This window comes from Umezawaea sp. (assembly GCF_036375055.1).
Lineage (GTDB): Bacteria > Actinomycetota > Actinomycetes > Mycobacteriales > Pseudonocardiaceae > Umezawaea.
In genome coordinates this window covers 58587-77229 of sequence record NZ_DASUSQ010000125.1, presented here as the reverse complement: position 1 = coordinate 77229, position 18643 = coordinate 58587, and the positions used below count along the sequence as shown (strand labels likewise).

15 protein-coding genes are annotated in these 18643 nt (G+C 70.9%); 4 read left to right on the top strand and 11 right to left on the bottom strand.

What is annotated here, in order from left to right:
* Positions 1 to 127: 127 nt before the first annotated feature.
* The 6 genes from VFZ92_RS31350 to VFZ92_RS31325 all read right to left on the bottom strand — a co-directional run bounded on the left by VFZ92_RS31350 (position 128) and on the right by VFZ92_RS31325 (position 6884).
* A complete protein-coding gene (locus VFZ92_RS31350) occupies positions 128 to 739 on the bottom strand; it encodes a class I SAM-dependent methyltransferase (protein ID WP_330879686.1) in 612 nt (203 codons plus the stop codon).
* Positions 726 to 2213 (bottom strand): MFS transporter, encoded by a 1488-nt coding sequence (locus VFZ92_RS31345; RefSeq protein ID WP_330879685.1) that lies wholly within the window; start codon positions 2211 to 2213, stop codon positions 726 to 728. The genes VFZ92_RS31350 and VFZ92_RS31345 overlap by 14 nt, the downstream gene beginning before the upstream one ends.
* Before the next feature lie 652 nt (positions 2214 to 2865).
* A complete protein-coding gene (locus VFZ92_RS31340) occupies positions 2866 to 3381 on the bottom strand; it encodes a DinB family protein (RefSeq protein ID WP_330879684.1) in 516 nt (171 codons plus the stop codon).
* A 128-nt stretch (positions 3382 to 3509) separates the two neighbouring features.
* Positions 3510 to 4793 (bottom strand): FAD-dependent oxidoreductase, encoded by a 1284-nt coding sequence (locus VFZ92_RS31335; RefSeq protein ID WP_330879683.1) that lies wholly within the window; start codon positions 4791 to 4793, stop codon positions 3510 to 3512.
* 16 nt (positions 4794 to 4809) lie between these two features.
* Positions 4810 to 5664, bottom strand: a complete 855-nt coding sequence (locus VFZ92_RS31330; RefSeq protein WP_330879682.1) for an alpha/beta hydrolase — start codon at positions 5662 to 5664, stop codon at positions 4810 to 4812.
* Entirely contained in the window at positions 5661 to 6884 is a 1224-nt protein-coding gene (locus VFZ92_RS31325; RefSeq protein WP_330879681.1) for an amidohydrolase family protein, read from the bottom strand. Before VFZ92_RS31325 ends, VFZ92_RS31330 begins: the two co-directional genes overlap by 4 nt.
* 57 nt (positions 6885 to 6941) lie before the next feature.
* Here VFZ92_RS31325 and VFZ92_RS31320 point away from each other — a divergent pair, with 57 nt between their 5' ends.
* Entirely contained in the window at positions 6942 to 7538 is a 597-nt protein-coding gene (locus VFZ92_RS31320; RefSeq protein ID WP_330879680.1) for a TetR/AcrR family transcriptional regulator, read from the top strand.
* A gap of 176 nt (positions 7539 to 7714) precedes the next feature.
* Here the strand turns inward: VFZ92_RS31320 and VFZ92_RS31315 are convergent, their stop codons facing one another.
* Positions 7715 to 8518: a fibronectin type III domain-containing protein gene (locus VFZ92_RS31315; RefSeq protein ID WP_330879679.1), complete on the bottom strand. Its 804-nt coding sequence runs from the start codon at positions 8516 to 8518 to the stop codon at positions 7715 to 7717.
* Between the two features lie 300 nt (positions 8519 to 8818).
* On the opposite strand from VFZ92_RS31315, the gene VFZ92_RS31310 reads away from it, so the two are divergent.
* The 3 genes from VFZ92_RS31310 (at position 8819) to VFZ92_RS31300 (ending at position 16004) form a co-directional block, all read left to right on the top strand.
* Complete coding sequence (locus tag VFZ92_RS31310; RefSeq protein ID WP_330879678.1) at positions 8819 to 9754, top strand: HEAT repeat domain-containing protein; 936 nt, start codon at positions 8819 to 8821, stop codon at positions 9752 to 9754.
* 143 nt (positions 9755 to 9897) lie between these two features.
* Positions 9898 to 14970: a phosphotransferase gene (locus VFZ92_RS31305; RefSeq protein ID WP_330879677.1), complete on the top strand. Its 5073-nt coding sequence runs from the start codon at positions 9898 to 9900 to the stop codon at positions 14968 to 14970.
* Between the two features lie 32 nt (positions 14971 to 15002).
* The gene (locus tag VFZ92_RS31300) at positions 15003 to 16004 is read left to right on the top strand and encodes a PQQ-binding-like beta-propeller repeat protein (protein ID WP_330879676.1); all 1002 of its coding nucleotides are present in this window, start codon (positions 15003 to 15005) and stop codon (positions 16002 to 16004) included.
* Here the strand turns inward: VFZ92_RS31300 and VFZ92_RS31295 are convergent.
* The 4 genes from VFZ92_RS31295 to VFZ92_RS31280 form a co-directional block, all read right to left on the bottom strand.
* Positions 15991 to 16404, bottom strand: a complete 414-nt coding sequence (locus tag VFZ92_RS31295) for a hypothetical protein (RefSeq protein WP_330879675.1) — start codon at positions 16402 to 16404, stop codon at positions 15991 to 15993. The two genes, VFZ92_RS31300 and VFZ92_RS31295, sit on opposite strands and share 14 nt — an antisense overlap.
* A 55-nt stretch (positions 16405 to 16459) precedes the next feature.
* A complete protein-coding gene (locus tag VFZ92_RS31290; protein WP_330879674.1) occupies positions 16460 to 17416 on the bottom strand; it encodes an EamA family transporter in 957 nt (318 codons plus the stop codon).
* Positions 17417 to 17427: 11 nt separating this feature from the next.
* The gene (locus VFZ92_RS31285) at positions 17428 to 17805 is read right to left on the bottom strand and encodes a hypothetical protein (RefSeq protein ID WP_330879673.1); all 378 of its coding nucleotides are present in this window, start codon (positions 17803 to 17805) and stop codon (positions 17428 to 17430) included.
* 122 nt (positions 17806 to 17927) lie between these two features.
* Positions 17928 to 18485: a hypothetical protein gene (locus VFZ92_RS31280; protein ID WP_330879672.1), complete on the bottom strand. Its 558-nt coding sequence runs from the start codon at positions 18483 to 18485 to the stop codon at positions 17928 to 17930.
* Between the last annotated feature and the right edge of the window lie 158 nt (positions 18486 to 18643).

The following is an 18643-nucleotide window of genomic DNA, read 5'->3' as shown; positions in this document are numbered from 1 at the left end:
GTCCCCGCCAGGGCGCGGCCCTTCTGCGTCGAGGAGCGCCGCGCCCCCGTCACCCGTTCTCACGGCCGAACACGACCTGCGCCAGGCTCGACCGGTGCCACCACGTTGATCATTTCGTGAGGGCCGGTCAGTGCTTCCGGTAGACCAGGCGGATGTTCTGCGGGCCCGCCGAGGTGCGGCGGCGTTCGAAGAGTTCGTCCAGCAGGGCGATGACCGGACGGCGGCGGTGGCGGGTGAACACCGGGCGCCAGAGGAACAGGACGAGTTCTCCGCCTGGTCGGAGCACCCGGTGCGCCTCGCGGATGGCCGTCAGCGGATCCGGCATCTCCTCGAGGCTGTAACCGTAGAACAGGGTGTCGGCGTGGTCGTCCGCCAACGGCAGCTTGCAGCCGTCTCCGGCCACGTAGGACATTCGGGCGCCGGGCCTGCCGTCCAGCTGGTGCTTCAGCGAGTGCATGGCCGACGGTGACGGGTCGAGCGCGATCAGGTCGTTCTCGCTGCCCAGGTGGGTCTTGAGCGCCGCGGTGTAGAAGCCGCCCCCGCTCCCGACCTCCAGGCTGACGCTGCCCGTGCGGCGGCTGATCACGCGCAGGTCGCGCCGGGGGAGATCCCACCCGAGGATCATGCGCAGCAGCGGACTGCTGATCAGCCGGTACAGGCGGTCGGGTGTGCGCCAGCCGCCGCGGACACCCGGCGGGGCCGGGTGCGTCGTGCTGGTCTTGAGGTCAAGGTCGGTCATCGTCGTGTGATTCCTTTGTTTTGGGCAGCGCGCGTGCGGCGGCGATCACGGCGAGGGCGAACAGGACGGCGCCGACCACCAGCGCGCCCCGCAGGCCGGTCACGAAGGCGGCGCGAGCCGCTTCGAGCAACCGGGAGCCTGCTTCGGGTGGGAGTTCGGCGGCGGCGATCGTCGCCTCGGTGAGGCCGTCTCGGGCCTGTGTCGCCGCACCGGGAAGGCTGGTCGTGTAGATCAGGGTGGCGATGCTGCCCAGCACCGTGACGCCGAGTCCGGCGCCGAGTTCGTAGGCGGTCTCCTCGACGGCGGCAGCCGCGCCCGCCTGTTCGGCCGGGGCCGCGGCGAGCAGGGCGTCGGAGGCGGCGGTGAGCGAGATCGAGACGCCGAACCCGGTCGCGGTCAGGACCGGCCCGAGCAGCCACAGGTTCTCGGTCGCCGTCAGACCCGCGGCGCAGATCGCCAGGGCCACCGCGCTGACCGCGAAACCGGCGACGGTCGTCAGGCGGTTCCCGAACCGCTGCAACAACGGCCCGGCGATGACGCTGCCGATGACCGCCGAGGCCATGACGAACAGCAGTCGCAACGCGGCAGGCATCGGCTCCAGCGCGAGCACCAGTTGGAGGTACTGGGCGAACAGCAGACCCAGGCCGACCAAGGACGTCAGGACCAGCAGGACACTGCTGACCGCGACGCTGAACGCCCGGTCGTGGAACAGCGTGACGTCCAGCAGCGGGACGGGAAGCCTTCGTTGCCGTCGGACGAAGGCGACGAGCAACAGGCATCCGAGCAGTCCGGCGACCGGGCCGAGGAGGAACATCGTGCCGCCGTGCGGGGTCTGCTTGATCGCGAAGGCGATGCCGATGACGCCCGAAGCGGCCAGTAGTGCGCTGAGCACGTCCCACGGTCCGTCCGGCGGGTCTGCGGACTCCGGGATCAGCCAGTAGGTCAACGGGATGGCCACGACCATCACCGGCACGTTGATCAGGAACGCGGCGTGCCACGAGAAGGTCTCCACCAGGAAACCGCCGAGCAACGGCCCGAGCACCGCGCCCGAGCCCGCCACCCCGCTCCAGATGCCGATGGCCTTCTGGCGTTCGGCGCGATCGGGAAACGCCTGGCGCAACAGCGACAGCGTGGCAGGCATGATCATCGCGCCGCCGACGCCGAGCGCGGCCCGCGCGGCGAGCAGCACCGCGACGTTGGGTGCCCACGCGCAGGCGAGGGAGGCCAGTCCGAACACGACGTACCCGAGCACCAGGATCCGGCGCCGACCATAACGATCGCCCAGCGTGCCGAACGCGAGCAGCAGGGGCGCCGCGACCAGCGAGTAGATCGCGATGATCCACAGCTGACCACCCGCGGTGGGCCGCAAGTCCTCCGCCAACGCGGGCAACGCCATGTGGAGCACGGTCGCGTCCACGGACACCAGCAGCAGACTGGCGCACAAGATCGCCAGCACGAGCCAGCGCCTGCTCACCAGCACCCTGGGAGGGGGGATCGTCACAACGGGTTGGCCTCACGTAAGCGCGGATGCGGACATCCATTGTGGCTGATCTCGGTCTGCGGCACCTCATACTTCGGGTGTTCGCGGATCATCCTGTGGTCGTAGGGTTCATGACCACCTGGCTGAACCGTGTCGGGCCAGGGGGCTGGAGTCGGTTGTCGACGGTGTCGCTCGACCAGCGGTCGTCGCCGGGACCACACCGCACATCGAGGCGCCGGACGCCCACCGGCACGGGCAACGATCACGACGCTCGTGGTGCGGCTTGCGAGAGAACTCCCGGTGTGGACACCACCGTACCCGCGGCGAACCGGCCAGGCTCGCCACCGCGCCGCCCCTTCGACGGTCCGGCAGCCAGGTCGGGCCACCGCGGCGTGGTGCCGGGTCGATGCCCGCGACGCGCGGGATCTGCAAGACCAGTGGCTGAAAAATTTCGCGATCTTCCCATTCCTGGCGTAGCTCGGCCGCCAATTCTCCTGTCGAGATCAGGTGCACGGTCGACGGCAACACGCTCTTGAGGAGGCGTTCCGCTCCTGCTCCGAGGTGCTTGACCGGGTGGCCCGCGATGTGGATCCCCGAGCTGCTCGAACCATCCTGGACAGGAGCGGGTGAGTTCACGGCGAGACCGTCACGGCGTCCTGCCGTCCTGCACCTGACGGCGGATGTCCAGGAGGTGGTGGCGCACCTCGTGCACGGTGTGCACCGCGACCCACCGCAAGGACCGTTCGACCGGTTCGGGGAAGGGGTACACGAGCACGCGCGACCAGCCGGGGGGATCGACCTGGTCGAGCACGTTGGTGAACAGCCGCGCGGCGTCGGTGAGCTGGCGAGCGACGTCGACGGGGTCCTGCTTCGCGTAGCCGTCGTGCTCGACCCGCTCGTCCCTGCCCATCGGCGCGCAGACGGGCCGATCGGCCCACCGCGCGGTCAGGACCCGCTCGCGCTGCACGAGCAGCACGTCGCGCAGGTGGCAGGCGTACTCCAGGGGTGACCACGTGTCCGGTCGCCGCCGCTTCGCGAGGTCGTCAGGAGCGTGGCCGCGCAGGATCTCGTCGACGGCGGCGGCCCCCTGCGTGATCGCCGGACCGGCCGCGGGGGCGTCATCGGGGTCGTAGGTGAAACCGCACTCCAAGCACTGGTCCATCGCTCGACGATAACGCGGTGCCCCGGCGGCGTTCAGGTGGTGTGCGCGCCGAGTGTCGCGGTGCTGTCGACGTCGTCGGGCACGCGATGGCGGAACACCCGGACGCAGCGCCTCGTCCGGGTCCCGGCTCAGCCCATCACCGTGCCCGAGTTCGCGCCGTTCCGGTTGCGCCTGCGGGAGAACGCGCCGAGGTCGATCTCCACACCGGTGCGCGGGGCCCGGAACCGGACGGGCGACGCGTCGTGGTCGGCGCCGCTCTCCACCCGGTTGATCAGTTCCGCCATCAGCTGCCCCACGACCGGCGCGTTCTTGAACTGGTTGCCGCTCGTTCCGATCGCGAGGTAGTAGCCGTCGAGCTCGCTGCGGTCGTAGATCGGAGTCCAATCGTCGGCGACGTCGTAGACACCCACCACACCGCGCGCCCGGTTGGGCACCGCCAGGTCGGGCAACCGCCGCGCGGCCCGCGTGACCTGAGCGTCGAAGACCGCGGCCGTCGGACGGATGTCGACGGCGTCCGGGTCGTCGGTCCACTGCATCGGATCACACTCCGGTTCGGTTCCGCCGATGAGCAGACCGCCTCCCACGTCACCGCGGAAGTAGGTGCCCAGGTCCATGTCCGCCACCACGGGCCCCACGTAGCCCGCCGGGACCGGCACGTGCGCCACTTCCTGCCTCATCGGGCGCACGCCGACCGTGAAGTCGGACCCCACGCCGGCCAACCGGTTCACCGCGCCCGACCACGGACCGGCCGCGTTGACCACGACGGCGCAGGGAATCCGGGTGCCGTCCGACAGCCGCACCGACCTCACGCGCCCCCCGGCCCTCTCCACCGCTGTCACCGTGCTGCGGAAGCGGAACTCCGCCCCGCGCGCCGAGGCCGCGGCGGCGAGGTTCACGGCGGCGAGGCTCGGGTCTGGGACGTAACCGGCGTCCGGGGTGTACACGCCGCCGAGCGAGTGCCTCGCATCCTCCCAGAACCGCTCGTCGTCGAGCCGCTTCGGCGGCCAGTAGCGGCCGGTGTCGATGCCGGGAACGCGCTCGGCCACCGTCCCGCTGTCCCACTCCTCGTAGGGAACGCCGATCTCGTCGAACAGCGGGAGCCACGACGTGCGCGGAGCCGCCTCGACGTCCAGCATGACCAGCCCGCTCCTGCGGAACACCGCGAGGTCGCCGACGTCGTGCCCGAGGTGGTCCGCCCAGTCGAGCCAGCCGGAATGTGCTTCCCACGCCGTCGCCACCCCCGCGGTGGTGGAGAAGTTGAACCGGACGATCGCACTCGATGCCGAGGTCGACCCCTGTCCGGCCCCTGGGGCCCGATCGAGCACGACCACCCGGTGCCCCGCCCGCGCGAGCTCGAGGGCGATCGACGAGCCGATCACCCCCGCCCCGACCACGACCACATCGGTGCCCACACGTCGCCCTCTGCTCTCAGAGGGCACGGCAGGTCCTGAGGTAGCTGAGGAACGAGGCCTGCAGGCCGGTCAGGTGCGTCTCGCGCAACACCTCGCTGGTGACGTTCGCGCCGGAGGCGGTGAGGCGGTGCAGGACGGTGGCCGCGTTCTTCGCGAGGTTCTGGTAGACGGGCAGGTCTCCGAGCAGCTCTCGGTCGTTGACGGTCAGGTGGATCTGGGCGGAGGGCAGGCTGTCGCCCATCTTGTCCAGCTGGGCGAAAACCTGGCTGTCCTCACCGACGACGCCGGGGCTGCCCGCTCCGACGCTCTCGAAGAGCGCGGTGCCGGTGAGCCAGGCGTAGAGGCTGAAGAGTCCGCCGTAGGAGTAGCCGAAGAGGCCGTGGCCGCTCGTGGCCGTGCCGTGGTCGCGGTGGATCCGGGGGTGCAGTTCCGAGGTGAGGAAGCTCAGGAAAGCGTCACCCCGGGTGTCTCGCAGCTCGGCGGTGTAGGCGTCGGCTTGCTCACGGGTCGTCACGCCCGCCTGGACACCCGTCTCCACGGCGTCGAGGAACTCCTGGGCGACGGGCTCGCCGGGTGGCACGAGGTCCCTGTTGCGCAGCCTGGTCCAGTGCTCCGCCTCCTCGCCCGCGTAGCCCACGCTGACCTGGATGTACGGCTTGATCTTCTGCATGGGGTCCTGCTGGGTGACGATGAGCGGGGCCGTCAGGCCCACCGTCCAGTTGCCGTCGAGCACGTACACGACGGGTGCCGGCGCTGTGGTGGGGTCGTAGCCCGGCGGCGTGGTGACCCAGACGCCGTAGTCGCGCCCACCGCTGGAACGCAGCTCGAAGTAGTCGGTGTCGGCGAGGCAGCCGTGCCACATGGTGCTCATCGGAGGTCCTTCACAACACGTCCGTTCTGGACGACGAGTACGGCGTTGGCGGGGTCGGCGAAGATGTCCGGGTCGTCGAGCGGGTTGCCGTTCCAGAGCACGAGGTCCGCCTGCTTGCCGGGAGCGATGACGCCCACCTCGGCCAGACCGATGATCTCGGCGTTGGTCTTCGTGGCCGCCACGAGAGCGTCCATCGGCGTCTCGAGCCGTGCGCGCAACCGGAGTTCCTCGCCGCGGCGGTCCTGGGCGGGGCCGATGAGGTCGGAACCCAGCCCGATCCGCACCCCGGCCTCCTTGGCGACGGCGAGCGCTCCGGCCATCCTCTCCCGCGCCCCCGCGAGGCGATCGCGGACCGAGTCGTCCAGGCCGGCCGCGGCAGGATCGTGCAGCAGCCGCTCGACGACGGCGAACGTGGGCACCAGGGCAACCCCGTGGGCCGCCATCAGCGCGGCCGTGGGTTCGTCGAGGTCCGTGCCGTGCTCGACGCAGCGCGCCCCGGCCTCGACCGCGTTCCGGATGCCCTCGTTGTTGTGGGCGTGCACCGTCACGTAGGTGCCCCGCGCCGCGGCTTCCTGCACGGCGACGGCGATCTCCTCGACGGTGAACTGGGTGTCGGTCAGCCGGTCCTTGCCGCCCACCACCCCGCCGGTCACGCAGAGCTTCAGGAACGACGCCCCGCGCCGGAACGCCTCGCGCACGTTGCGCCGCAGCTCGTCCGCGTTGCCCGCCATCATGGACAGGGCGCACAGGCCGGGAACGTGGTGGCTGCTCCACAACTCGGTGGGCTCCCACTCGGCCCCGTAGTAGCCGTGGCCACCGGTCTGGCACTGAACAGGCCCGCACGACACCACGCGCGGCCCCCTGACCCTGCCCTTCGCGATCGCGGTGACGACACCCCCGTCGATCCCGCCGGTGTCCCGGACGGTCGTGAAGCCGGCGTCGAGCGTCGCGCCCGCCGCGGCGAAGATGTCCGCCGCGATCTCGGCGGCACTGATCTGGAACGAGAACTGCGGCTGGACCAGGCTCGACAGCCCGAGGTGCACGTGGGCGTCGATCAGGCCGGGCGTCATGGTCAGCCCACCGGCGTCGAGCCGCTCACCGTTCGCGCTGGAGCCACCGAGCTCGGAGAAGCGCCCGTCCTCGACCGTGACGGCGACATCGCACGGATCGCGACCCGACCCGTCCACGACCGTCGCGCCCACCACCTGGAAACGTCCCACGGACCCTCCGATCGGTTTTCCAATGGATAAATCTCTTCCAATGGATAAACTACGGACATGGCCCTGTCAAGCACGGCACGCACCGGCGACGCACGCGAGCGCCTCCTGGCGCGTCTCCTCGAGGTCTTCGACGACGGTCTTCCGCCGCCGGAGACCTCACTCCGCGAGATCGCGGCCCGGACCCGGACCAGCCACGCGCTCCTGCGGTACCACTTCGGGTCGCTCGCGGGGGTCCTGGCGGCCATGCTCGGGGCACAGCGGGCCCTCGACAACGAGGCGCTGTTCCGGGACGCCGGGCAGGGCACCTTCGACGACCTCGTCCTGGCGATCTGGCGGACCTACACCCGCCCGGAGCAGCTGTCGCGCGTCCGCGGGTTCTTCCACGTCGTGGGGCTGGCCGTGTACAGCCCGGACGACTTCCGCGAGTTCGTCTCCTCGCTGGACGACCTCACCAGGAGGCTCGCCACGTTGGCGGAGCGCGAAGGGCTCGACGCAGGCAAAGCCCTGACCAGGGCCACCGTCGCCGTCGCCGCGATCCGTGGCCTGCTGCTGCAGGAGGTTCTGACGCCGGGGGCGTGTTCGCGCGACGCGGTCGCGCTGATCCTGGGCATGAGCGAGGAGCGGTCCGGTCCACGGACACGCTCAGAGGAGTGAACTCGCACGCGCCCGGCCGGGAAGTCCAGGGCGCGGAGGTGACACGTCCGCACCAGCAGCCGACACCTCGGCAGGCACGGCGGTGCCGCCCTGCGAACCGTGCGGCACGACCGGGAACAGCGCGTCGCGGACGAGACGCCGCCCCCGGTCGGCCACCTCGCCGCCGTGACGACCGGCTAGGCCGGGGCGGTGTTGAAGACCAGGCCCTCGCTCTTGAGCGAGGTGCTGCCGGTCGTGTCGCGTGTCACGACCTTCACCCGGTACTGGCCGTCGGGGACGAGCCCGGTCAGGGTCACCTGTTTGTCCACTGGTGTGGCCACCACGGTGTCGTTGATGTAGACCTGGTAGTAGGCGGTCGGGAACCACCAGCTGTTGGCCTGCCACGTCAGCGTCGCCGTGGTCGCCGTGGCCGCGGTGACCGTCAGGTCGGTGGGCCGCAGCGGTCGGTCGGCGATCAGTCCGAACGACTGGATGGACCCCAGCAACACCGAGTCACCCGTGTTCGGGGTGCACTGGGCGTCGACCCTGGGCAGCGGCGAGCCGTCGGAGGCCTTGGGGCGCAACGACATCGACACGGTGCCGAGGCGGATCTGGTAGGTGCCGGTGGTGTTGAGGTACAGCGGGGCCAGCCCGCCTGCCGCGTGCAGCCACGGCGTGTCCTGCGTGGCCGCGAACCTCAGGTTGCCCTGGACCTGCTTCGTGGTCGGGCCGACGGCCGAGGCCTGGACCACCGCGGTGCTGTCGCCGTCGACCCGCCCGCTCACCAGGCTGGTGATGTCGAGGTCCAGGTCGACGTAGGAGTACTGCGAGTAGGACACGCCGTTGGTGCCGACGTCGTCGGGCAGGCCTCCGCCGAAGTGAACGCCGACCGGCACGCTCAGCCCGGTCGAGGTGACGCAGGTGTAGGAGCTGACCACGTCGACACCCGCGGCGGTCGCGGTACCCGCGGCGGCGCCGGACAGCGCCAACGTGGCGGCCACGATCAAAGCAGGACGAGCAGGAATCATCATCTGTTTCCCCTCCGGTTTCCCTTGCCGCGCTCCAGTGTGGCCGCGCCGGGTGGGGACGGGACACCGTCAACCGGCGTAAGGGTTCCCGAGGGCGCGGGTCGCGACGTGCACCGCGATCATCGCGGTGCTGGACGTGGCGAGCGGGTTCAAGGCCGGGAACGACGGGCCGTGCGGCCGAACCATCACGACCGTCGGGCCCATCGTCGAACTCGCGCGGCGGCTCATCACCGGTGGGTGACGTCCGGTCGGGCGGTGACTAGCGTGTGGTGGGTGGCTCGATCGGCGGCGTTCGAGGAGTTCCTGGCGGCGGTGAACGCGTCCGTCGAGCTGACGGGCGACTCGCTCGACGAGATCCCCGGCATCGGGGCGTTGTACGACCTGGTCGGCGAGGAACGGGTCGAGGCGGAGGACGTCCTCATCGCGAAGCTCGCCACGAACGACGGGCGGGTGGCCGCCGCGCTCGCCGACGCCGACTGCGTTCGAGCCATTCCGGCGCTCGTCGAGGCGACTTCCGAGAGGGCGGCGCCGACGATGCGGGTGTTCGCCGCGCGGGCGCTGCTCAGGTTGGGCGACCACTCGGGGTTGCCCGCCCTGGTTCGGCTGCTGCGCCGGCACGAGGGCAGTGGTTTCGACCGGGGCGCCGCGGCGCGGTCGCTGACCGAGTTCCCCGAGCCGGATCGGGAACTCCTGCTCGACGTGGCGTCCACCGACCCGGATGGGACGGCGCGGTCCGAGGCGGTCCAGGCGTTGCTGACCGCGGTCGGGCTGGACGACGACGAGGTGCTGTGGGGAGAGGTGCTGCTGAGCGTGAGCGGGCGGCTGCTGTCGTCGTTGTCGACCGTGAGGGCCGAGGCGCTGGCCGAGCTGCGGGAGATCCTGGCCAGGTGGGACGCGGGGGAGTCGGTCGAGGACCTGGGGCTGACCTGGCGGGCCGACCGGGAGGCCACGCCGTTGCGGCGGTTCGTCGAGAGCGTCGACAGCGACAGGGCGGACTTCTCCGTCGACGGGCTGGAGGCGTTGACCGGTCGTGAACGGACGCTCGTGGAGAACCTCGTCCTGTTGCGCCTGCACGCGGATCGTCGTGCGGTCCGGGCGGCGGGCAGGCTGGGGGTGAGCCGGGCGGTCGAGCCGCTGCGGGAACTGCGCGGGTCGGCGGAAGGGCACGCGCTGGCGGAGATCGAGTCCGTGGTGGAGGGCCTGACCTAGGCGAACGCCGTGGTGACGTCGTGGTGACGTCCCGGCCGCGCACCCGCTGACATCCTGGGGCGTCCGTACCTGGTCGGTGAAGGTGCTGAATGCCGGTGCCCGTGAAAGCCCGTGCTCCGCGGCCACCCGCGGTGGTGTCGCCCGTGGTGCTCCCGCGCGGTGGGGATGCCCGCGGTGCGGTGGACCCCGGACCCGCGGACCTGGTTCGTGCCCAGGCGCTGGTGGGCAACGCGGCCGTCTCCGCGGCCATGGGTGGCCTGCCGCGCGGGACCGAGCCGAAGCGGGAGTCGTGGACCGCGCGGATGTTGTTGGCCGGCCAGCGGATGGTCGGCAACCAGGCCGTCGCGATGGGAGCCCCGGCGGTGGCGCCGCGGGTGCCGCCGGTCGGTCGGCGGGCGACGCCCGCGCGGCCCGTCGAGTCGAAGGCGAAGCCACCCGCGGCCGACGTTCCCGACCGGAAGGACGCGCGGGACTCGTCCACTGCGGTGCGTACGGACAAGGTGCCGCCCAAGGAGAAGACCGGACCACGAACACCTGGCGCGGATCCGAAGTTCCAGGCGCTGACGAAGGACGTCACCACCAAGAAGAGGACCATCGGTTCGAGCCACCCGCCCGCGACGGCCGAGGCCGGTGCGGCGCAGGCGGCCGCGGTGGCGCCGTCCGACGACCAGGAGGCACGGGGCAAGGCGGCCCACGCCGAGGACATGGACGCCGCGCAGCCCAAGGAGTTCGACAAGAAGGCGTTCGTCGACGCGGTGAGGAAGGCGGTCGCCGACAGGGCCCCCAAGAACCTCGACGAGGCCGACAAGTTCGGTGGGTCAGGCAAGGCCGACGAGATCAAGACGGAGGTCCAGGGCGAGGTCGGGGCGGGCAAGGACGCGTCGGCCAAGGAGATCGCCGACACCACCGCCGCACCGCCGCGACCCGCGCCGGACGCCAAGCGGGTCGTGCCCCTGGCGTCGGACAAGGTGCCCGCCAAACCCGGAACCCCGAACCCGAACCTGGCCGCCCCCGACACGCTGCCGCCGTCCGCCACCGACATGTCGGAGGGCCCGCGGCAGGTCGACGAGCAGATGGCCGCGGCGAACGTCACCGAGAAGCAGCTGTCGTTCAAGAACTCCCGCGAGCCGGGGTTCGACAAGGCGGTGCGGGACAAGAAGACCGTGGAGGCGCACTCGTCGGCGGCACCGAAGAGGCTCCGCGCCGACGAGTCCCGCAGGATCGGCGAGGTGAAGGCCGGTGCGGCCGCTCGTGGTTCCGCGGCCATGGGCGGTCTCCACGCCACCCGCGTCGCCACCGGCCAGCAGGTCGGCACCGGCAAGGGCAGGACCAAGAAGACCGACGAGGACAAGCGGACGGAGGTCACCACCCTCCTTCAGGAGGTCTTCGACCAGACCAAGTGCGACGTCGAGAAGATCCTCACCGACCTGGACGGGAAGGTCGACGACGAGTTCACCACCAAGGAGAAGCGCGCACGGGACCGGTTCACCACCGAGCACGAAGACGGGATGCGCCGCTACAAGGACGAGCGGTACGGCGGCTGGGACGGCTGGATCAAGTGGGGCCGGGACCTGTTCGCGGGCCTGCCGGAGGAGGCCAACCGCATCTACGAGCGGGCGAAGGACCACTACCTGGCGGAGATGGACCGGATCATCTCCGACATCGCGGACCTGGTCGATCGGGAGCTGCGCCGCGCCAAGGACCGCATCGCCACCGGCCGCGGTGAACTCCAGGCCGCCGTGGACAAGCTGCCCGCGGACCTCAAGGCGATCGGTCGCGAGGCGGCCACGGAGTTCGCAGGCAGGTTCGACGAGCTGAAGGACACCGTCAACGACAAGGGCACCGAGCTCGTCGACACCCTCGCCACGAAGTACACCGACGCCGTCAAGGCGGTCGACGACGAGATCGCGGCGGAGAAGGAGAAGAACAAGGGCCTCGTCGCCAAGGCGGCCGAGGCGATCGGTGGCGCCATCAAGGCCGTCATCGAGCTGGGCCGCATGCTGATGGGGGTCCTCCGCAAGGCCGTCACCGCGATCGGCGCGATCCTGGAGGACCCGATCGGCTTCCTGGGAAACCTGGTCACGGGCGTCGGCGGCGGGCTGAAGCTGTTCATCCGCAACGCGGGCCGCCACCTGGAGCAGGGCGTCCTGGCCTGGCTGCTCGGCACCGCGGCCACGGCCGGTCTCCAGATCCCGACCACGTTCGACGTCGTCGGCATCCTGCTGATGATCGCCGGGCTGCTCGGCATCTCCTGGCTGAACATCCGGTCCCGCCTGGTCCGCAAGGTGCCGGAGAAGGCCGTCCTCGCGGCGGAGACCGCGGTGCCGGTGGTCGCCCAGGTCAAGCGGCAGGGCGTCCGCGGCATGGTCGACGACGTCGCACCCCGTGTCGGGGACCTGAAGAAGACCCTCGTCGAGGACCTCAAGTCCTACCTGCTGCCGACGATCGTCATCGCGGGCATCACCTGGATCCTGTCGCTGTTCAACCCGGCGTCGGCGTTCATCCGCGCCTGCAAGATGATCATCGACATCATCCGCTTCATCGTCACCAACGCCCGGCAGATCATCGACTTCGTCAACGCCGTGCTCGACGCGGTCATCGCGATCGCCCGCGGCGGCACGGGCGGTGTGCCCGCCCTGGTCGAACGCGCGCTGGCCCGCGCCATCCCCGTGCTCATCGGCGCCCTCGCGGCTCTGCTGGGCGTCGGTGGCATCGCGGGCAAGGTCCGCCAGATCTTCCAGAAGCTGTCCCGACCGGTCAACCGCGCCATCGACCTGGTGATCGACAAGATCGCCGGACTGGTCAAGAAGCTCTGGGCGAGGATCAAGCCGAAGCCGCCGCGCAGGAGGCCTGCGCGCCGTCCGGACGGCCGCGCACCGGTCGGGCCGCGCAGGACACGACCCGTCGACCGCCGCCGGCGCGACCCGCGCCGCCCGAAGGACGACGCCCGGCAGCGCCGGAAGCTCATGGCAGCGCTGCGCGAGGCAGGCAGGCTGGCCGACCGCGTCTCCGGCGACCAGGACGCCGTGCGGCGCGGGCTGCCCGCGATCAAGTCCCGCTACCGCTTGACGCTGTTGACCGCGGTCACGCGCCAGGGGACCGGTGACGCGGTGCTGTTCATCTTCGACGGGGCGATCAACCCGCGTGCCACGGTCGAGCACCTGGCGCACGACACCTACTTCGACGAGGCGAAGCGGGCCTACAAGAGGCCGGATCCCGCCGACAGCCTCGACTTCGCGATCGACGACATGCCGGGCCGGATGGGCGCCACCGTGCCGGGGCTGAAGAAGGTCATCCGGCTCGGCGAGACCCAGGCGCGCAGGTACGCCGAGAAGTGGGTCGCGGAAGGCAGGCTGACCAGGACGGTCACGGCTCGCGGCCGGGTCGTCTACAGCTTCGTGCACCTGACGGCCGACAGCCTCCGAGTGCCCTACGACCACCCCGAGCGCGACAGGTGGATGGCGGGCGCGGCGAGGATCCACCTGTCGTCCACGACGGCGGCCCGCCTCTGGTACCAGCTCATCGCGGGCATGCGCGACGGCAAGCCGGACAACTTCGAGATAGTCGCGGACACGCTGATGCGCGGGATGCGGGTCTCGCCGGGCAAGGGCGCGCTCTGGTCGAAGGGCGTCGACCTCAGCGACTACGCGGCGAGCCTCGGGTTCGTCACGCTGGAGAGGCAGGAGTTCTACAACGTCACCGAAGGCCTCGTGCTGCTCGACAACTGGTCCATCGTCCGTCCGGTGTGGCAGGCGTTCTCCGAGCGCTACGCGCGTCAGCTCCGCAGGGAGATCCACATCTTCGTGCGGCAGCTCGTGTCCGGCTCGGTGCTGGTCGACATCGAACTGCCCGCCGTGCGCAGGACCGTGCGGGCCCTGGGCAGGCCCATCGGGCTGAGGTTCCACGGCATGGACTGGGGCGACGACCCGACGAAGGTGCTGCGGGAACCGGTGCCGAGGTACTGGCGCGAACTGCTGGCCGACGGCACGCCGCTCGACCAGGGGCAGCAGCAGGTTCTCGACGAGAAGGGCGCCGGCTCCGCGACCGCGCAGGCGCGCAACCGGTTCCGGACGAGCCAGGCGTCGAAGCGGGCGGCGGGGACCAGGACGCCGTCGGGGGACGTCGAGCCGAACGCGTTGCGACGGTTGATGGAGTCGCTCCCGGTGGTGCCGCACGTGGAACCCGCGATGCGGCGGTTCGCCCGGATGTCCGTCAACGCGCCGGGGGACGTCCGGCTGGTGCCGGTCGGGGGCGGGTTCTCCGGCGCGCCGGTGCTGCGGATCGTCGACGCGACCACCAGGCTGCTCGGCGTGCTGAAGATCTTCCCGAGCCAGGAGCAGTTCGCGATGGAGCTGTCGGCACTGGCCCGGCTGGGACGCGTGAAGATCGTCGGCGGGCGGGCGGTGGCCGCTCTGGGCGTCGCGCGGACGTCCCGACGGCCGGGGGCGGCGGGCATGGTGGTCTCGACCGCGGCCCGCGGCAGCGACGTCGAGGGGATGATGAGGGACACCGGCGCCACGCCGACCGGTCCGGCCCGCGCGCGGATGTTCGGGCAGCTGAGCGCGGCCGTCGCGGGGATCGGGCGCACGCTCGCCCAGCTGCACACCACACCGAGGGGCTCGGGCGGCCCGGTCGCGTCCGCGTTCCTGCGACGGCACGTCGACGACATGGTCGACCGCCGGGACAGGCTGACCGGCTTCCGCGACGAGCTGGCCATCGCCGGCATCGACGTGACCGAGTTGCAGTCGCGGATCGACCGGCTGGTGGCCCGGTTCCGCGCCAACCCCGGCGGATCGGCCCTGGTGCACGGGGACTCGCACCCCGGCAACTACTTCTTCGACGCCGCCGCCGGGGTCACGATCATCGACACCACCACGCTGCACTTCTCGATCGACGCGCGCGGAACGCCCATCGGCGCGCCGTCCCGGGACGTGGCCAACTTCGCGCAGCAGCTGGCCCACTACAGCGTCACCCTGAAGCTGACCCGCGCCGAGGTGGCTACGCTCCAGTCCGTGTTCCGCGCCGCGTACGCCTCCGCCGGTGGCACCGGCACCACACCCGAGGCGGACGCGTTCTTCCGCGCCAGGGCGTCGCTCGGCTGGTTGATGCGGGCGATGAGCACCCTGCGCGCGACCGCACGTCCCGGCGTGCCGCCCGCGATCGACCCCGTGCAGCGGCGTCACATCAGGTTGGCGAAGGAGGCTTTCGGTCTGTGACATCACCATTCCCCTTGTCGGCCGGGGGACGCGTGCGGTGGCGGACCGCTCTGCCCGACCGCCACGTCATCGGGGTGTCGGTCGCCGCGGACGGGATGTGCTTCGTGGCGACGGGTAGCGGCGTGCTCGCGCTGGACGGACCCGAGCCGCGGTGGTCCGCCGACACCGCCGCGCACTGGGGCTGCCTGCTGTTCGGCGACGGCCTGCTGGTCACGGGCGGGGCCGACGGGTTCGTGGTGCGCGAGCAGCGGACGGGGGCGGTCGTCGGCGCGGTCGAGGCGACGCCCACGTCCGGGCCGGTGTCGCTGGGCGAGCTCCTGGTGTTCCTGGCGGGGCAGGCGCTCCGCGCGACCACGGTGACCGGGGAGGTGCGGTGGGAGGTCGACGTTCCCGCGCTGTACCCGCCGCTCGTGCGGCGCGACACCGTGGTCGTCGCCGAGGACACGGCGGTGCGCGCCCTCCGCGCGGACGGCGGTCCGCTGTGGAGGGTCGAGCTGTCGGGGGAGGTGGACGGATCGCTCGTCGGCCTGCCCGGCGGTCACGTGCTGGTGCCGGTCCGGGGCGACGACCACATCGGGTTCGTCGTGGTCGATCCGCACGGCGGGGTCCGCCCGGTGCCCGCACACCTGCCGCCCGGTGACCTGGTGGTGCCGGTTCCCGGGACCGGCCTGCTCGTGCTGCCCGGCTGGCCGGAGCCGGACGACCTCGGCGAGCCGCATGCGGTGGTGACCGTCGTCGACAGCGGCACGGGAGTCGTCGTGCGGCGACACCGCGTGCCCGCCGAGGCCCACGGCGCGGTGGCGGGCGCCAACGGACTGGTCGCCGTGGCCGGCAGTCCGGCCTGGGACTACTGGGCGAAGTACCACGGGTGGCCCGGCTACGACCTGGAGGACGACTGCTACGTGCTGTTCCTCGACGCGCACGGCGCGCGTGGCGAGTGGCTGGCGAACACGCCCATCACCGGCCCGCTCGCCGTCGCCGCGAACGGCGACCTGCTGGTACCCGTGTCGGGAGAACTCGTCAGCCTGGGCTGAGTTCCAGACCAGCGGCGGGGAGGCGCGGTGGACGGCCGCGGCGGTCTGGACGAACGAGCGGACCAGGGGGTTGGTGGTACTCGTTGGGGATACCGCCCAACCGTTGTCGTCGGCGGATGACCAAGTCGATGATCCGGACTCGGCCGGTGATCGGTGGTGGCAGCGCCTGCGACGGTCGTGCGTTGGCGATGCCTTGGCGGGGGCGATGCGAGTGGTAGAACTGCCCGTGCTCCCGCAGGGCGGGCGGCAGGTGCCGCTGGTTCCGGAGCAGGGTGCGGTTGAGGAGTTCGAGGTCCACGACGAGGTTCTTCGCGGCTTGGGTGACCCGGGCTGCGGTCGGGTGTGCCGCGGCGCCCAGGATCCTGATCCGGCGGCTGGTGCGTTCGACGACCGTGAACACGTACAGGCGGTGCCGTCGAACGGGGTGGGGATCAGTCAGCTCCAAACAGCGCCGATCATGGTGTTGTCCGACCAGTGCGGTGTTCCTGGTCGTCCGGGTTCCCCATTTTCCGGCTGTCGTAGCGAATGACCGTGATGACGGCGACAAGCACCAGCACACTGCCGGCGAGAGCGACCGGTGGTAGGCGCTCGCCGAGCAGCAGCCAGCCCAGGAGCAGGGCGATCACCGGGTTGACGTAGGCGTAGGTGGAGGCGATGGACATCGGGGCGTTCCTGAGCAGCCAGACCAGACACGCGAACGGCACCACCCCGCCCGGGATGGCGAGGTACAGCACCGCGAGCGAGGAGGCGGAGGAGGCGTCGCTGATGACACCGGTGTGAACCTCGCCGGTCACGAAGGACAGGACGAGCAGGGCCGTTCCGGCGGTGGACATCTGAATGGTCACCGTGACGAGCGGGTCGCTGGGCATTGCCAGTCGCGCGGTTCCGAACGTGCCTCCGGCCTCGCAGAGCGCAGCCGTCAACAGCGCGGCGATGCCGACCGCGGACACCCCAGCGGTGTCCAGGCCGGAGGACAGGCACAGGAGCGCGATGCCGACGAAACCGACCGCGACGCCGAGCAGCACCACTGGGCGAGCCCGGTCACCGCTGAGCGCCCGGTACAGGACTATCCACAGTGGAACAGTCGCTACGATCAGTGCGGCCAGGCCGGAACTGGTGAACTGCTGTCCGTAGGTCACCAACCCGCGCGCGGCGGCCAACGTGAACAGTCCGGCGACCGCGGCACTTCCCAGCCACGTCGACGGCATGCGGAATCGTTTCCACCCATGACCGGGTAGCAGGAATGCGCACAGGACGACTCCGGCGACCAAGAACCGCGAAGAGGTACCCAGCAGCGGTGGGATGGTTTCGAGCATGATCTCGTTCGCGGCGTAGGTGGAGCCCCAGAGCAGGTAGACCAGCAGTAAGGCCACCACCACCCGGCCGAGCTGAGGCTTCGTACGGCTGACCATGGCTCGGTACACTACATTTCGTCCCGCGTCGCCAGCCCTGACCGCCATACGGCGAACTCGGAGAAGCCGTGCAGAAGTGGAGCCTCGGCCTGCCGTTCCTGTTCCGCGATCCACACCACCTCGCCGATGAGGACCGTGGGGTCGCGCACCGTCATTGAGCTGTGCAGCACGCATTCCGCAGTACCGCGCACGTGGTCAGCGGGGCATTGGCAGGTGGTGACCATGGCTCGGGTGCCACGGCACGCCGTCGAACGGCCGGTCGTAGCCGGCGGCGAAGGTGCGAGCCAGGTGAGAGCCGTCCACCAATTCCGGTAGAGCAGTCCGCCTGGGCTTGGCGTGTCGAGATGCTCGCGCTGATCGCGGATGGCGACCGGCTCTTCCTTGCACACGTTGACACGGTAGTGCTCAGCAGTCGGTGATCTGAGACGATTTCCGCTGGTCAAGTGCTTGGGCGTAGTGGGAAAACCCAGGCCGAGTTGGAGGTTGTTCGTGGTGCGATCACGGATGGCGTTCAGGAACTCACCGGATCGGCGGTGACGAGCTCGGTGACGGGGTCGTGGGCCAGTCCGGTCGTGCCCGCCACGACGATCGTCGCGTTCCTCCAGGGCTGTTCGCGGAGCATGAACGGTAGTTCCTCGGCCAGCCAGGCCGTGACGTGCCGCCGTTGGGCGGCGGAATCACCGTCGCGCGCCACCAGGCGGCGCCCCTGCTCGTCGAGGTCGCCCTGGACCCAGATCGACGCGTCGGTCCACGGAGCGAGTTCCTCGCGAATGCTCCCGGTGCCCTCGACCCACACGACCTCCGCCCCGGCGGGCACCTCGATCACACCGGGCCGCTGGTGCTCCACCCAGGCCGACGGCCGGAACGCCACGGCCTCACCCCGGTGCAGGGGCCGCAGGACGTGCTCGATGATCAGCGCCGCCCAGTCGAAGCACGCGTGGTTCCAGGCGACGTCGTCGGTGTGCACGATGCCGGACGCGGGCACGACGCGCCGCAGCCGCTCGACGAGCGTCGACTTCCCAGCACCACCACGCCCGTCGACCGCGATGACCAGCGGACGTCCGGTCACGTCAGGCGCCGCCTCACGCAGCCGCCGCACAACGTCGACCAACGCCTCAACCCGCCACCCCGTGCCGAGAACCTCACCCGGATGCAGGCGCATCCACGACCTCCTCGCATCCACGACCGCTCCGGTCACGGTGAAGCGGCGGTTGGGTGAGCGACCCT

What these genes read in the sequence shown, in the direction of transcription:
- VFZ92_RS31330 (WP_330879682.1), bottom strand. Translation starts at nt 5,664, where the DNA reads ATGAGCACCATGTGGCACGGCTGCCTCGCCGACACCGACTACTTCGAG.
- VFZ92_RS31290 (WP_330879674.1), bottom strand. Translation starts at nt 17,416, where the DNA reads ATGGTCAGCCGTACGAAGCCTCAGCTCGGCCGGGTGGTGGTGGCCTTA.
- VFZ92_RS31340 (WP_330879684.1), bottom strand. Translation starts at nt 3,381, where the DNA reads ATGGACCAGTGCTTGGAGTGCGGTTTCACCTACGACCCCGATGACGCC.
- VFZ92_RS31350 (WP_330879686.1), bottom strand. Translation starts at nt 739, where the DNA reads ATGACCGACCTTGACCTCAAGACCAGCACGACGCACCCGGCCCCGCCG.
- VFZ92_RS31320 (WP_330879680.1), top strand. Translation starts at nt 6,942, where the DNA reads ATGGCCCTGTCAAGCACGGCACGCACCGGCGACGCACGCGAGCGCCTC.